9 protein-coding genes and 1 pseudogene are annotated in these 14,691 nt (G+C 40.7%); 7 read left to right on the top strand and 3 right to left on the bottom strand.

Features of this window, described 5'->3' with window-relative positions; all coding sequences use genetic code 11:
* From G468_RS0110605 to G468_RS25345, 3 genes and pseudogenes are all read right to left on the bottom strand, one after another.
* Positions 1-229 (bottom strand): helix-turn-helix domain-containing protein (locus G468_RS0110605; RefSeq protein ID WP_034249427.1); only part of this gene is annotated, 229 nt, incomplete at its 3' end.
* A gap of 57 nt (positions 230-286) precedes the next feature.
* A complete protein-coding gene (locus tag G468_RS22470) occupies positions 287-1,294 on the bottom strand; it encodes a pentapeptide repeat-containing protein (RefSeq protein WP_071846876.1) in 1,008 nt (335 codons plus the stop codon).
* A 34-nt stretch (positions 1,295-1,328) separates the two neighbouring features.
* Positions 1,329-1,655 (bottom strand): annotated as a pseudogene (locus G468_RS25345) (pentapeptide repeat-containing protein); the annotation flags it as partial.
* 342 nt (positions 1,656-1,997) lie between these two features.
* Between G468_RS25345 and G468_RS20520 the strand changes: the two are divergent.
* From G468_RS20520 to fbaB, 7 genes are all read left to right on the top strand, one after another.
* Entirely contained in the window at positions 1,998-3,221 is a 1,224-nt protein-coding gene (locus G468_RS20520; protein ID WP_034249763.1) for an MdtA/MuxA family multidrug efflux RND transporter periplasmic adaptor subunit, read from the top strand.
* A complete protein-coding gene (locus tag G468_RS0110585; RefSeq protein ID WP_026823102.1) occupies positions 3,221-6,361 on the top strand; it encodes an MdtB/MuxB family multidrug efflux RND transporter permease subunit in 3,141 nt (1,046 codons plus the stop codon). The genes G468_RS20520 and G468_RS0110585 overlap by 1 nt, the downstream gene beginning before the upstream one ends.
* Complete coding sequence (gene mdtC / locus G468_RS0110580) at positions 6,358-9,435, top strand: multidrug efflux RND transporter permease subunit MdtC (RefSeq protein WP_026823101.1); 3,078 nt, start codon at positions 6,358-6,360, stop codon at positions 9,433-9,435. The genes G468_RS0110585 and mdtC overlap by 4 nt, the downstream gene beginning before the upstream one ends.
* A gap of 6 nt (positions 9,436-9,441) precedes the next feature.
* Positions 9,442-10,836, top strand: coding sequence for an envelope stress sensor histidine kinase BaeS (baeS, locus tag G468_RS0110575; RefSeq protein WP_026823100.1), 1,395 nt, complete (start codon positions 9,442-9,444; stop codon positions 10,834-10,836).
* Positions 10,833-11,525, top strand: coding sequence for an envelope stress response regulator BaeR (gene baeR, locus G468_RS0110570; protein WP_026823099.1), 693 nt, complete (start codon positions 10,833-10,835; stop codon positions 11,523-11,525). Before baeS ends, baeR begins: the two co-directional genes overlap by 4 nt.
* Before the next feature lie 124 nt (positions 11,526-11,649).
* Complete coding sequence (trhP, locus tag G468_RS0110565) at positions 11,650-13,032, top strand: prephenate-dependent tRNA uridine(34) hydroxylase TrhP (RefSeq protein WP_026823098.1); 1,383 nt, start codon at positions 11,650-11,652, stop codon at positions 13,030-13,032.
* 464 nt (positions 13,033-13,496) lie between these two features.
* Positions 13,497-14,534: a class I fructose-bisphosphate aldolase gene (fbaB, locus tag G468_RS0110560; RefSeq protein ID WP_026823097.1), complete on the top strand. Its 1,038-nt coding sequence runs from the start codon at positions 13,497-13,499 to the stop codon at positions 14,532-14,534.
* Positions 14,535-14,691: the final 157 nt, after the last annotated feature.

Genomic DNA, 14,691 nt, shown 5'->3' with positions numbered 1-14,691 from the left:
CAGGGATCCAATCAGGTTTAGCCAGTTCAATTCGCTGAAGCAAATAAGGTTTAAAGGGGGATAATTTAGTCGGTTGTTGACTTCTTTTAGCATAAGTTGGCATTGTCTGTTGTTGTAAATGATGTTTTACGGTGTTACGGGATATACCCAACTCACTGGCAATTTTTCGAAGGCTTTGTCCTTGTGCAAAGCGAACATGAATATCCACAAATATCTCCTTGGTTAACATAAATTATCCGTACAAAAATGTGCGAATAATACCAAGTGGATCAGTTTTAGATGATCGTTAGTGGATCAGTTTTGCATGATCGGTGACACTGTTCCTGATAGAGATAAAAACCATACCAATTGATATCTGTTTTTTCCCTTGCGAATCCAACATTTGCTGGAGCTGGTTTTGTGACATCATCATGGCATAGTGACTATTTTGCTGACTAGAGAGCAAAATAAAATTATTAGCCTCTCTATCTGACCAGTCAGGATTGCCAGCATAATTACCAAAATCAGGATTCATTGTATAAAACGCTACACGGTTATCTTGTAGATAATGATTATATAGCGTTTTAGTCTGATGCCTAAGGCAACTATCTCGCGCCATCACTTGTGAAATCAACTGAATAAAGGCTCCATTATGGCTAAACATCAGCTCCTGTTGCTTGTTAATACAACTTAACAACGTTGCCAACAGGGGATCAGCGGGTACTGGCATCATGCTGGTATCATACTTAGCCAAATAGAGCGGCAGTATATTGTTATTGAGCCAGTTGATAATTTTCGGATCCTGATTATAGGGCACAGTAGCCAACGTATCTAACAAGGGCTCTACTACCGATGATAGTGAGATATCTGGAGAACGCTGGTCTAATGAATTAATTAACTGGTGAACCAACGAGATTTTCTCGTTATGATACTTAACGTCAATGCTAGCAATAGTTTTAAGCAAACTAGACCGATTGTTTATGTGATTAAAATAGCGATCCAGATTATCCTCATTCCAGCAAGGTAGCTTTATATCGCATAAGTTTGCACCCGCTAATTTAGCCTGACTTAAATTAGCGCCACATAAATCCACACCACTCAAATTCGTCCCACTTAAATTACTCCCACGCAAATCCATCTTACTTAAGTCCTTGCGACTAAAATTGGCGCAACTTAAATTCATCCCACGTAAGGTCGTGGTATAGAGATCCGTTTCTCTGAAATCCACCTCCCTTAAATCCACTTTCTTTAGATCTATGCCTAATAAATTTACCTTGGCTAAATTTGCCCCACGAAAACTTGTACCCCCTAACATTAACGGCTGTTAATAGCGCATTTGTCAATTTACTGTGATTTAAATCAGCATGTTGCAATTTAGCGTGTGATAAATTGACCCTACTCAGGGGTAGCGATGCCAAATTGGCATGTTGTAAATTAATACCAGACAAATTATTGCCACTGAGACTAATCTTAATTAAAAATTGGCTAACAGAGTTACACTCTTTGTTAACTAATTTCTTAATTCGGTGACAATTATTGCGATGTACTGCCACCTTATAATCATTGTAAATAGTCGAGATTACCTGACTTAATCGTTGAAAACGAGAAGGTGAGTCTAATGAGGTGTGAGCTGAATTAATAGCAGGATCCGCACTCTTACTAGTAGGTACTCGCATAATCATTCCTTGATTAATTTATAATGAAAGCGAGATGGTATGTTAGTTATTGATAAAATAAAATAATAAGTTTAAGAAAACCACTATTTAATTACTGTTAATAATTCTTTTTTGTTATTAAACACTTATCTAGAGGGTGGTATTAAACCGATTTGCTTATGATCACTATTTTAACCTATGCCATTTAGCTAATTTATGCTTGTCGCACACTGACTGGTATAATTTCCACATTTCCTTCATTTTTTTATAGTAAATACTCGCTAAACTATAGAGTGTAAATAATTTATTTAAGCAATTAAAAATACCTACTATTGCCAGCACATTAAGAATGCTAAGGACATGATGAACAAAAATAATCGCCGCCAAAAAGTTGTCATATTTGCTATTGCCATTGTTCTTTTATCCCTTAGTGGGATGTTTGCCTGGCGTTATTTTCAGCCACAAACTACTATGTCAGGTTCCTTATCAACAACCCAAGCACCAAGCCTAAGTTCAACTAAATCGCGTAAAATACCATTGCCACCGGTGCAAGCGGCATTATCAGTGCGTCAAAGTATTCCTCATATTCTGACTGCCCTCGGTACTGTACAAGCCGCCAATACGGTTACCGTAACCAGTCGTGTTCAAGGACAATTAATGGCTCTGCATTTCATTGAAGGACAAGCAGTTAAGGCAGGCGATTTATTAGCGGAAATTGATCCACGACCATTTCAAATTTCGCTGGCACAAGCAGAAGGACAATTGACCAAAGATCAGGCGCTATTACGTAATACCCGACAAGATTTAGCCCGTTATCAAAAGCTGGCGGCCAGTAAGGTTATTTCACAACAAGAATTAGATAAACAGCAAACCTTGGTTCAACAAGCAGAAGGCAGTGTTAAAATCGATCAGGCGGCAATTAGTAATGCTAAACTGCAACTGACCTATAGCCGAATTACCGCGCCCATTGCTGGTCGTGTTGGTTTAAAACAGGTCGATATTGGTAATTTCATCACCAGCAGTTCAACTACCCCCATCGTTATCATTACCCAAACAACCCCGATTGACGCCCTTTTTGCGCTACCTGAGGCCGATATTCCATTGATCAAAATCGCGCAACAGCAAAACACTAAAATTCCAGTGAGCGCCTGGGATCGCAATAATAGCACCCAAATTGCGGCCGGTTATCTGTTAAGTACCGATAATCAGATCGATAGTACAACGGGTACATTAAAAATGAAGGCGCGTTTTCCCAACCAAGATAATAGACTGTTTCCTAACCAATTTATTAATATCCATATGCAAGTTAATACGCTAAAAAATGTAGTAGTGATCCCAACCGCCGCCTTACAGATGGGTAGTATTGGTCACTTTGTCTGGACAATAGATAACAATAATGTTGTTAGCAAGCAGAAAGTCACCGTGGGTTTACATGATGGTCAAAAGACTATTATTAGCACTGGTTTGGACGCAGGTGTTGGTGTTGTTACCGATGGTGTCGATAGGCTTGTTGATGGGGTAAAAGTTCAGGTTGTTACCCCAAACGATCAATTAACTTCCTATGCCAATACGACGGAGAAATCTTAATGCAGTTTGAGACTCCGGTAAAAAGTGGTGGCCCTTCCCGGTTATTTATTTTACGCCCAGTAGCAACCACGCTATTTATGGTTGCCATTTTATTGGCTGGTATTATCGGTTACCGGTTTTTACCAGTCTCTGCCTTGCCACAAGTTGATTATCCGACCATACAAGTGGTCACCCTCTATCCGGGTGCCAACCCTGATGTGATGACTTCCGCTATTACTGCACCATTAGAACGCCAGTTGGGTCAAATGTCAGGACTAAAACAGATGTTTTCCCAAAGCGCTGGCGGCTCTTCAGTCATTACGTTAACTTTTCAATTGTCACTGGCACTGGATATCGCTGAGCAAGAAGTACAAGCAGCCATTAATGCGGCCAGTAACCTATTACCGAAAGATCTGCCCTATCCACCCGTCTATAGCAAAGTTAATCCGGCCGATCCGCCCATTTTAACCTTAGCGGTGACCACCAATGCCCTCCCCATGACCCAACTGCAAGATATGGTTGAAACCCGGGTGGCGCAAAAAATTTCGCAGGTCGATGGCGTAGGATTAGTCACTCTCGCCGGCGGACAACGTCCGGCAGTACGTATTAAATTAAACCCCCAAGCCGTTGCAGCCCAGCAACTGGATAATGAAACTATCCGGCTAGCGATTAACAATGCCAATGTTAATTCAGCTAAAGGTAGCCTCGATGGTCCCGCTCGGGCAATTACGCTTTCTGCTAATGATCAAATGAAATCATTAGCAGATTATCGCTCACTCATTATTGCTTATAAGCAAGGTGGCGCAATTCGGCTAGGGGATATTGCTACGATTTCCCAAGCGGCGGAAAATACGCAATTAGGCGCTTGGGCAAATCAAAAACCGGCCATTGTGATTAATGTACAACGCCAACCTGGGGCGAATGTTATTAAGACAACCGATAACATTCGAAAAATTTTACCTGAATTAGTTAAAAATTTACCCAAGGCGGTTAAAGTGAATATCTTAACCGATCGGACAACGACAATTCGCGCTTCAGTTAAAGATGTGCAATTTGAATTAGTAATGGCTATCGCATTAGTTGTCATGGTGATTTATCTGTTTTTGCGCAATGGTACCGCAACATTAATTCCGAGCATCGCCGTTCCTTTATCACTGGTGGGTACTTTTGCCGTTATGTATTTTTGTGGTTTTTCGATTAATAACCTCACCCTAATGGCCTTAACGGTGGCAACGGGATTTGTGGTCGATGATGCGATTGTGGTAATTGAAAACATCTCTCGCTACCTGGAAAAAGGCGATAAACCGTTAACAGCAGCGCTTAAAGGCGCTGGTGAAATTGGTTTTACTATTATTTCATTAACCTTTTCATTAATTGCTGTGCTAATCCCTCTGTTTTTTATGAGTGATATTGTCGGTCGCTTGTTTCGTGAATTTGCCATTACGCTGGCCGTGGCTATCTTAATTTCGGCGGTTGTCTCCCTGACACTGACACCAATGATGTGTGCCCGCTTACTGAAAGCTGAAGCAAAGATTAAACATAATCGTTTTGAAAAAGGCTGTGAAATAGTATTTGATAAAATGATTGTGATTTATGGCGCCTGGCTTAAACGCATTCTTAATCATGAATGGATAATATTGGCTATCGCCGTCAGCACATTATTACTGACCGCCCTCCTCTATATGATCATTTCAAAGGGTTTTTTCCCCTTACAAGACAATGGATTACTGCAAGGTGTAATCCAAGCACCACAATCGAGCTCTTATGCCGCAATGGCTGACAAGCAGCAACAAGTGGCTGAACGGATATTAGCCGATCCAGCAGTAGAAAATGTGGTTACTTTTGTCGGTGTCGATGGTAGCAATTCGGCCCTCAATAATGCTCGATTGCAAATTACCCTTAAACCATTAAATCAACGTCATGAGCGAATTGACGTTATTATCCCTCGGCTACAACATGCGGTTAATAATATTGCCGGTCTTAAGTTATTTTTACAGCCAATGCAAGATTTAACCATTAATACCCAGATTTCTCGCACCCAATATCAATTTACTTTACAAGCAACATCGTTAGAACAACTTTCATTATGGGTACCTAAGCTTGTCACCGCATTAAAAGCCAATCAACAACTTACTGATGTAAGCAGTGATTGGCAAGATAGAGGCTTAATTGCCAATGTAACAGTTGACCGCGATACAGCCAGTCGTTTAGGCATCAGTATGTCGGCCATTGATAACGCATTATATAATGCTTTTGGCCAGCGAATGATTTCGACCATTTATACCCAAGCCAATCAATACCGAGTTATTCTTGAGCATGGCGTTGAAGGGGGTGTTGGTCTGGCGGCACTAAATAATATTCGTTTGCGAAGCAACCAAAATACTATGGTGCCACTTAATACTCTGGCTAAAGTTGAACAACATTATGGCCCTTTATCAATTAATCACTTAGCCCAGTTTCCCTCGGCCACGTTTTCCTTCAATGTTGCCAAAGGTAGCTCGTTGGAAGAGGCAGTTAAGGCAATCAAACAGATCGAAAATCAAATTAAATTACCCCATGAGATTGTTACTCAATTCCAAGGTGCAACCTTAGCATTTGAAAAAGCACTGGCTAATACTTTATGGCTGATATTAGCCGCCATTATTGCCATGTATATTGTTCTGGGTATCTTATATGAAAGTTTTATTCACCCAATCACCATTCTTTCTACCCTGCCCACCGCAGGGGTTGGCGCGCTATTAGCCTTAATGATGGCAGGTTATGAACTGGATATTATTGCCGTGATCGGCATCATATTATTGATTGGGATCGTCAAGAAAAACGCTATTATGATGATCGACTTTGCCTTAGCCGCAGAGCGAGAACAAGGTTTATCGCCGCAAGAAGCCATTTATCAAGCGTGTTTATTACGCTTCAGACCTATTTTGATGACTACTATGGCCGCTCTGCTTGGCGCTTTGCCTTTAATGTTAAGTAGCGGCGTCGGCGCTGAGTTACGCCGACCACTAGGTACGGGAATGGTCGGTGGCTTAATTTTGAGTCAAATCTTAACCCTTTTTACTACACCCGTGATCTATCTACTTTTTGACAGGCTAGCAAATTATTGGAAATCTGGCCGCCATTATCAGCGGGCATTAAAAGGAGAGGAGCCATTACGGTGAAGTTGTTCGCATTATTTATCGAGCGTCCGGTAACATCAACCTTACTTAGCGTGGCAATTACTCTATGCGGTGTTTTAACGTTTATGCTGCTACCGATCGCACCATTACCACAAGTGGATTTCCCCGTCATTAAAGTCACCGCCTCACTGCCTGGTGCATCACCGGAAACCATGGCATCTTCGGTCGCGACCCCCTTAGAGCGCGCTTTAGGTCAAATTGCGGGTATTAATGAAATGACTTCTAACAGTTCATTGGGTAGTACTAGCATTATGCTGGAATTTGATCTTGATAAAGATATTAATAGTGCTGCCAGAGAAGTACAAGCCGCATTAAATGCAGCGCAAAGTATGCTACCTACCGGCATGCCATCACGGCCACGTTACTACAAAACCAATCCAGCCGATGCGCCAATTATGATCCTAACCTTAACCTCTAAGAGCTACCCAATCGGTGAAATATATGACATTGCTTCGACGCGCCTGGCGCAACGTCTTGCCCAAATAGCCGGCGTCAGTGAAGTTTCTGTTAGCGGTGGTTCACTGCCAGCAGTACGTATTGAACTCAATCCCACTGCACTATTTAATCAAGGAATCGCCCTTGATGCCGTCAGAGAAGCGGTTAATGATGCCAATGTCCGTCGTCCACAAGGCTACCTTCATGATGAACAATCACGCTGGCAAATAAAAACCAATGATGAATTAAAAACCGCTGCCGATTATCAACCGATAATTATTCATTCGCATAATAACTCTGTGGTTAGACTACAAGATGTTGCTAAGATCAAAGACTCGGTACAAGACATTCGCACCGCCGGTATGGCTGCCGGCCAACCGGCGATTATTTTAGTCATTCGCCGTGAAGCGGGCGCCAATATCATTGCTACCGTCGATCGTATTCGTGCCGAGCTACCTGAACTTAGCAAAATGTTACCTGCAAGTATTAATTTAGCCATTGCCCAAGATAGAACACCGACAATTCGAGCCTCCTTGACGGAAGTTGAGCGAGCATTAGCGATTGCAATTGGTTTGGTGATCTTAGTGGTTTTCTTGTTCTTACGCTCTGGCCGGGCAACCATTATTCCCGCGATTGTGGTACCCGTTTCGCTAATTGGTAGCTTTTCAGCTATGTATTTATGTGGCTTTAGCTTGAATAATTTATCGCTGATGGCATTAACGGTCGCGACCGGCTTTGTTGTCGATGATGCCATTGTGGTGATTGAGAACATTATGCGCCACATAGAAAATGGCTTAGCGCCACATAAAGCAGCTATTATCGGCGTTAGTGAAGTTGGTTTTACCGTATTGTCGATGAGTATTTCCTTAATTGCCGTTTTTATTCCACTCTTCTTTATGGGAGGGTTAATTGGCCGATTTTTCCACGAATTTGCCCTTACCTTAGCCACAGCCATTTTAATCTCATTATTTGTTTCCCTTACGCTTACCCCCATGATGTGTGCTTATCTGTTAAAAAAAACCCAAAAACACAGCCCACCTAAAATAAGCGGCGTGGGTCGGCTATTATTAAAAATACAACAAAGTTACGGCGTCACATTAAATTGGGTTTTAGCGCATCAACGTAATGTATCATTAGTTTTACTAACGACTATCGGTTTAAACATTTACCTCTATATCAGTATCCCAAAAACATTCTTCCCCGAACAGGATACCGGCCGACTGTTAGGTTATGTGCGGGCCGATCAGAGCATCTCTTTTCAAGCCATGAAAAGCAAAATGACACAATTCATGACCCAATTGGTAAAAGATTCGAGCATTGATAATGTCACCGGTTTTACTGGTGGCAGCCGAATAAATAGCGGCTTTATGTTTATCTCTTTAAAACCCCAAAATCTGCGGCAAGAAACGGCAAATCAAGTTATTCAGCGATTGCGAACTCAACTGGCAAATGAACCCGGCGCTAACTTATTTCTTATACCGGTGCAAGATATTCGCGCTGGTGGGCGGCAGGCTACGGCCAGTTATCAATTTACCCTACTTGCTGATGATCTTAATGAATTACGTCAGTGGGAACCTCAAGTCCGTAAAGCCCTGGCTCAGCTGCCACAGTTGGCCGATGTTAATTCTGACAAAGAGGACAAAGGTTCTGAAATGGCGATAACTTACGATCGTGACAGAATGGCACAATTAGGTATTAACGTTAAAGATGCTAACAATTTACTTAACGATGCCTTCGGCCAGCGACAAATATCAACGATTTATCAACCGATGAATCAATATAAAGTTGTAATGGAAGTCGCACCTGAATATACCCAAGATGCCAGTTCATTAGAGAAAATGTTTGTAATTAATAAACACGGCAAAGCAATTCCGCTCTCCTTTTTTGCCAAATGGCAACCTGCTAATGCCCCGTTAAGTGTTAATCATCAAGGCTTATCTGCTTCATCAACGATTTCTTTTAATCTTAATGAAGGTTACACCCTTAATGATGCCATGGAGGCCATTGAACTGACTATGATCCAATTAAGTGTGCCACCTACAGTGCGTAGTACCTTCTCGGGTACAGCAAAAATATTTCAAGAAACCTTAAAAACCCAATTATTTTTAATTATTGCCGCCATCGGTGCGGTCTACCTTGTTCTTGGTATCCTTTATGAAAGCTATATCCATCCATTAACCATTATTTCCACTTTACCTTCCGCTGGTTTAGGTGCGTTATTAGCATTAGAACTGTTTAATACCCCTTTCAGTTTAATTGCGCTGATCGGTATTATGTTATTAATTGGTATTGTTAAAAAAAATGCCATCATTATGGTGGATTTTGCCATTCAGGCGCAAAGGCAGGGTCAGCTAAGCGCACACGATGCCATATTTAAAGCCAGCTTATTAAGGTTTCGACCCATATTAATGACAACCATCGCGGCGATTTTTGGCATGCTACCGCTAGCGCTAGGTAATGGTGAGGGTGCAGAATTACGCCAACCGTTAGGTATAACAATTGTTGGCGGCTTAATTGTTAGTCAAATATTAACACTCTATACCACGCCAGTGGTCTATCTCGCTTTCGATAAGCTTCAAGGCTATCTACAACAAAAACGCCAGTTGGCGAGGCTTGAATGAAAATACATTTTAGCGGCGTTACTAGTAAGCTTTTTTTTTGCTATCTTCGCCCTCTGTCTGTTGATCGTTTTTACTATGCATTGGGGAATTAGATTAACTTTTGAGCAAGGTTTTATTGGCTACATAAAACAAACCAATGAATTACGTACCAGCCTAATTGCTCAAGCCCTGACGGAACAATATCAGCAAACCGGTAATTGGACATTTTTGCAACACAATGGCCGCGCAGTAACCAGGATCATTAATACCCTGGAACAAGAAAACTTTCTGCCGACGCAATCTTCAACTAAAAGCTGGCGTACGCAAGTTTGGATTGTTGATCATAATATGGAGAGACTTTCAGGCAGTGGAAAATTACCGACTGTCAGTGAAGATATTATTCAAAAGCCAGTCAAGTATCATAACCAGGTAGTGGGTTGGGTAATGAGTAATGCAGCTGATAAAATCAGTCGTGAAGCGGATATTAATTTTGATCGTCAACAACATATCACCAGTTCTTTGGTAACCATGTTCTCATTGCTGCTGGCGCTGATCACCACCTTTTTACTGGCCAGAAATTTTCTCAAACCAATCAAACATATTGTTGAGGGTACTCACCAACTTACTACTGGTAATTTTGCCGTTCGCGTACGGAACTCAAGCCGCGATGAACTAGGCCAATTGGCTAAAGATTTTAATCAATTAGCCTCAACATTAGAAAAAAATGAACATATGCGGCGTGATTATATGGCAGATATCTCTCATGAATTACGCACCCCATTAGCGATATTACGGGGTGAACTCGAAGCCATTCAGGATGGTGTTCGGCCACTTTCTGTATCAACATTACATTCTTTATTGGCTGAAACAAATATATTAATTAAACTTGTCAATGACTTACATCAGTTATCCCTGTCTGATCGTGGTTCACTGGTTTATCGAAAAAAAAATATCAATTTAGTCCAACAAATTGAGTTAGCTATTAGTAGCTACCATAGCCGATTTATTGATAAACAAATAACGTTAAATATTACTCTGCCTAATAAAATAACGTTAAATGCAGATCCTGATCGTTTAGCGCAACTATGGCATAATTTACTGGAAAATAGCTTGCGTTATACTCACTCACCAGGCTCACTGGTTATTCAAGGTTATGTTTCACAACAGCGGTTTTATCTCATTTGGCAAGACAGCACGCCCGGCTTATTAGACTATCAATATCCTTATATCTTTGAACGCTTTTACCGGGTTGAAAACTCTCGTAATCGCGCCAGTGGCGGTTCAGGACTTGGCTTAGCTATTTGTTACAATATTGTTGAAGCCCATGGCGGCAAAATTATCGCTTCAGCCTCCTCTTTAGGTGGGGTAAAAATTAGCATAGAATTACCGTTAGATAATAACCATAAAAGCCAAAGTGTATGAGTTGCGATAATCACTGCTACCGTATTTTAGTTGTTGAAGATGAACCAAAGTTAGGCCAACTGTTAGTTGATTATCTGCAAGCCGCAGGTTTTCAGAGTGATTGGTTACTCGATGGTAATAGTGTCATTAAACAAGTGAAAAATTTTTTCCCTGATCTGATTTTACTTGATCTGATGTTGCCAGGAACGGATGGTTTATCAATTTGCCGTCAATTACGTCAATTTTCAGACATCCCAATTATCATTGTGACAGCAAAAACCGAAGAGCATGATCGCTTAGTTGGCTTAGAGATTGGCGCTGATGACTATATCTGTAAACCCTTTAGTCCACGTGAAGTGATCGCTAGAATTAAAACCATTTTACGTCGTTGCTATCGGCAAACTGTAGCACAAAATAGCGATCTGAAGCTGATTATTGATGACAGCGCTTATCAGATCCATTTTCAACATCAAACCGTTGAATTAACGCCGGCTGAATTTCGCTTATTAAAATTTTTATCCCAGCATCCCGGTAAAGTTTTTTCCCGTGATAAACTGCTGAATAATCTCTATGATGATTATCGTATCGTTACTGATCGCACGATTGATAGCCATATAAAAAATTTGCGCCGCAAGCTGCAACTATTAGATAAACAACGGCAATTTATTCGTTCAGTATACGGTTTAGGTTATCGTTGGGAACAAATTTAATTAAATTTTGCCAATCCGGCTGCCGGTTAATTTGGCTTTCATCCCATAAGACGTTAGAATTAACGACTTAAAACTTATCCGCTTAAGAATAAGTACTGACTTGTTATCAGATTGAGAACTCATCATGTTTACGCCAGAATTACTTTCTCCCGCAGGTTCGCTAAAGAACATGCGTTATGCTTTTGCCTACGGCGCTGACGCTGTTTACGCTGGGCAGCCTCGCTATAGCCTCCGTGTTCGTAACAACGAATTCAATCATGAGAATTTAGCTATAGGTATTAAAGAAGCCCATGAAATGGGAAAACGTTTTTATGTAGTGGTTAATATTGCGCCGCATAATGCTAAATTAAAAACCTTTATTCGTGATCTTACTCCGGTTATTGAAATGCAACCGGATGCTTTGATTATGTCCGATCCTGGTCTAATCATGCTAGTGAGAGAAACATTTCCAGCCATGGAGATCCATCTTTCGGTCCAAGCAAACGCCGTTAACTGGGCAACAGTAAAATTTTGGCAACAAATGGGATTAAGTCGCATTATTTTGTCTCGTGAACTCTCTATTGAAGAAATTGCGGAAATTCGCCAACAAGTGCCTGATATTGAATTAGAGATTTTTGTTCACGGCGCACTTTGTATGGCCTATTCTGGTCGTTGTTTACTATCAGGTTATATCAATAAACGCGATCCCAATCAGGGTACCTGTACCAATGCTTGTCGTTGGCAATATAAAGTACAGGAAGGAAAAGAAGACGCAATCGGTAATATTGTTCATCACCACCAACCGATCAAGATAAAAAATATTCAGCCAACTTTAGGTAATGGACAACCTACCGACAAAGTTTTTTTGATTGAAGAAACGAAACGTCCCGGTGAATATATGACCGCTTTTGAAGATGAGCACGGCACCTATATTATGAATTCGAAAGATCTACGGGCAATCGAACATGTAGAACGTTTAACTCAAATAGGCGTTCACTCATTAAAAATTGAAGGACGAACCAAATCGTTCTACTATTGTGCTCGTACTGCTCAAGTTTATCGCCGAGCTATTGATAATGCCGTTGCAGGTAAACCTTTCGATCCGACCTTATTAACCACATTAGAAGGCTTAGCTCACCGAGGCTATACCGAAGGCTTTTTACGTCGACATACACATGATGCCTACCAAACCTATGAATACGGTTATTCTGTTTCTGATAGCCAACAATTTGTCGGTGAATTCACCGGCCAACGCAAAGATGGGTTGGCAGAAGTGGACGTAAAAAATAAATTCAGCCTAGGTGATAACTTAGAGTTAATGACACCTGCTGGTAATATCCAATTTACCTTAACTGACTTATTTGATAAAAAAAACCTACCTATTCAAGTGGCACCAGGCAATGGCTATAAAGTTTACCTCGCCATTCCTGCGGACGTTGATCTGCATTTTGCGTTATTAATTCGCAATTTAGCTGGGACAACAACCAGAGATCCCCACGGCAAACAACAACGGCAAACGGTAAAATAGCTGTAAATACTAAAGTAAACAGTAACAAGTTTGCTTTAGTTATAACTCTTTGTTATTAATTTTGGCGATCTTAAATAACAATTTAATGCATAATTTAAGGAAAAAATGCCATTTTTATGTATTAGATCACAGCAACATAATATTTATTATCATAAGATAGTTAGCGAAAAATGTAGAACTAGAAATTAATAGTAAGACTAGGAACCACCTTCTTTGCTAACTCAATCTCCCTTGAGTTAGCTTTTTCTTTTTGTAACTAATAAATTTCTACTGTTTTGTCAGCCAATATTATTAAGCAGAATAACAGTAAATAGTTAATAAAATAGTGCCCCCACTTTAATCAGCAACGCGAAAACTAACCGTAAACTGAAGCGATCCACCTCTCTTAACTAAGGCAATGCTGCTTGTTTTTCAAATGATAATGGATAACAATCAATCACATCGTCAATAAACGGGAGTAAATCATGACCGATATCGAGACACTGCTAGGCTCTGAAGCTGACAGTTTATTACAACATCGCTGCCAAACCATTGCCCAGGAAAAATTATACCTACCCGGCAACGATTTTATTGATCGCGTCATGATAGATAATAACCGCCCAAACTCAGTTTTACGCTCAATGCAAACCCTGTTTGATCACGGCAGACTCGCCGGTAGTGGCTACCTTTCAATTCTGCCAGTAGATCAAGGCGTCGAACATTCAGCGGCGGCCTCTTTCGCAGCTAATCCACTCTATTTCGATCCTAAAAATATTGTTGAACTGGCTATAGAAGCTGGATGTAATTGCGTCGCCTCTACCTATGGTGTTTTAGCCGCCGTTTCACGTCGTTATGCGCATAAAATTCCTTTTTTAGTAAAACTGAATCACAATGAAACACTCAGTTATCCAACTCAATATGATCAAACGCTTTATGCCAGTGTTGAGCAAGCTTTTGCCATGGGTGCGGTTGCGGTTGGTGCGACCATTTACTATGGTTCACTGGAGTCTCGACGCCAGATTGAAGAAATTTCCGCTGCCTTTGAACGCGCCCACGAACTGGGGATGGTGACGGTGCTATGGGAGTATTTACGCAATCCAGCCTTTCAGAAAGGGAAAAATGATTATCATACTAGTGCCGATCTTACTGGGCAAGCAAACCATTTAGCAGCAACAATTGGTGCTGACATTATTAAACAAAAAATGGCAGAAAATAACGGTGGCTTCAAAGCTGTTGGCTTTGGTTACACCGATGAGCGGGTATATAGCCATTTGACAACCGAACATCCGATTGATTTAGTGAGATATCAATTAGCAAATTGCTATATGGGTCGAGCTGGATTAATTAATTCCGGCGGTGCTGCTGGTTCAAATGACCTAAAAGAGACGGTTCGTACCGCCGTGATCAATAAACGTGCCGGTGGTATGGGATTAATTCTTGGCAGAAAAGCATTTAAAAAATCGATGAAAGAAGGGATTGCCCTTATTAATGCAGTGCAAGATGTTTATTTAATAAAGAAATAACCATAGCTTAGCCTTTACAATTTAATTATCTACGGTGGTATTATTAATAATAGAAATGTTTACGGTGATAAATGCTAATTTTGTATCACCGTTTATCATTTTTTATTTTATTAAATAGTAACTACAGCAAATCATTTAAGTTCTATCTTCAAATTCT

The sequence above is a fragment of the Arsenophonus nasoniae DSM 15247 genome, from assembly GCF_000429565.1.
GTDB classification, from domain to species: Bacteria; Pseudomonadota; Gammaproteobacteria; order Enterobacterales; family Enterobacteriaceae; genus Arsenophonus; species Arsenophonus nasoniae.
Note: the sequence above shows the minus strand (reverse complement) of the source record. Positions and strands in the feature narration are given on the sequence as shown.

Bases quoted from the DNA above. Each gene is read 5' to 3' on its own strand.
- fbaB (WP_026823097.1), top strand. From the start codon at position 13,497: ATGACCGATATCGAGACACTGCTAGGCTCTGAAGCTGACAGTTTATTA.
- G468_RS22470 (WP_071846876.1), bottom strand. From the start codon at position 1,294: ATGTTAGGGGGTACAAGTTTTCGTGGGGCAAATTTAGCCAAGGTAAAT.
- trhP (WP_026823098.1), top strand. From the start codon at position 11,650: ATGTTTACGCCAGAATTACTTTCTCCCGCAGGTTCGCTAAAGAACATG.
- G468_RS0110585 (WP_026823102.1), top strand. From the start codon at position 3,221: ATGCAGTTTGAGACTCCGGTAAAAAGTGGTGGCCCTTCCCGGTTATTT.
- G468_RS20520 (WP_034249763.1), top strand. From the start codon at position 1,998: ATGAACAAAAATAATCGCCGCCAAAAAGTTGTCATATTTGCTATTGCC.
- baeR (WP_026823099.1), top strand. From the start codon at position 10,833: ATGAGTTGCGATAATCACTGCTACCGTATTTTAGTTGTTGAAGATGAA.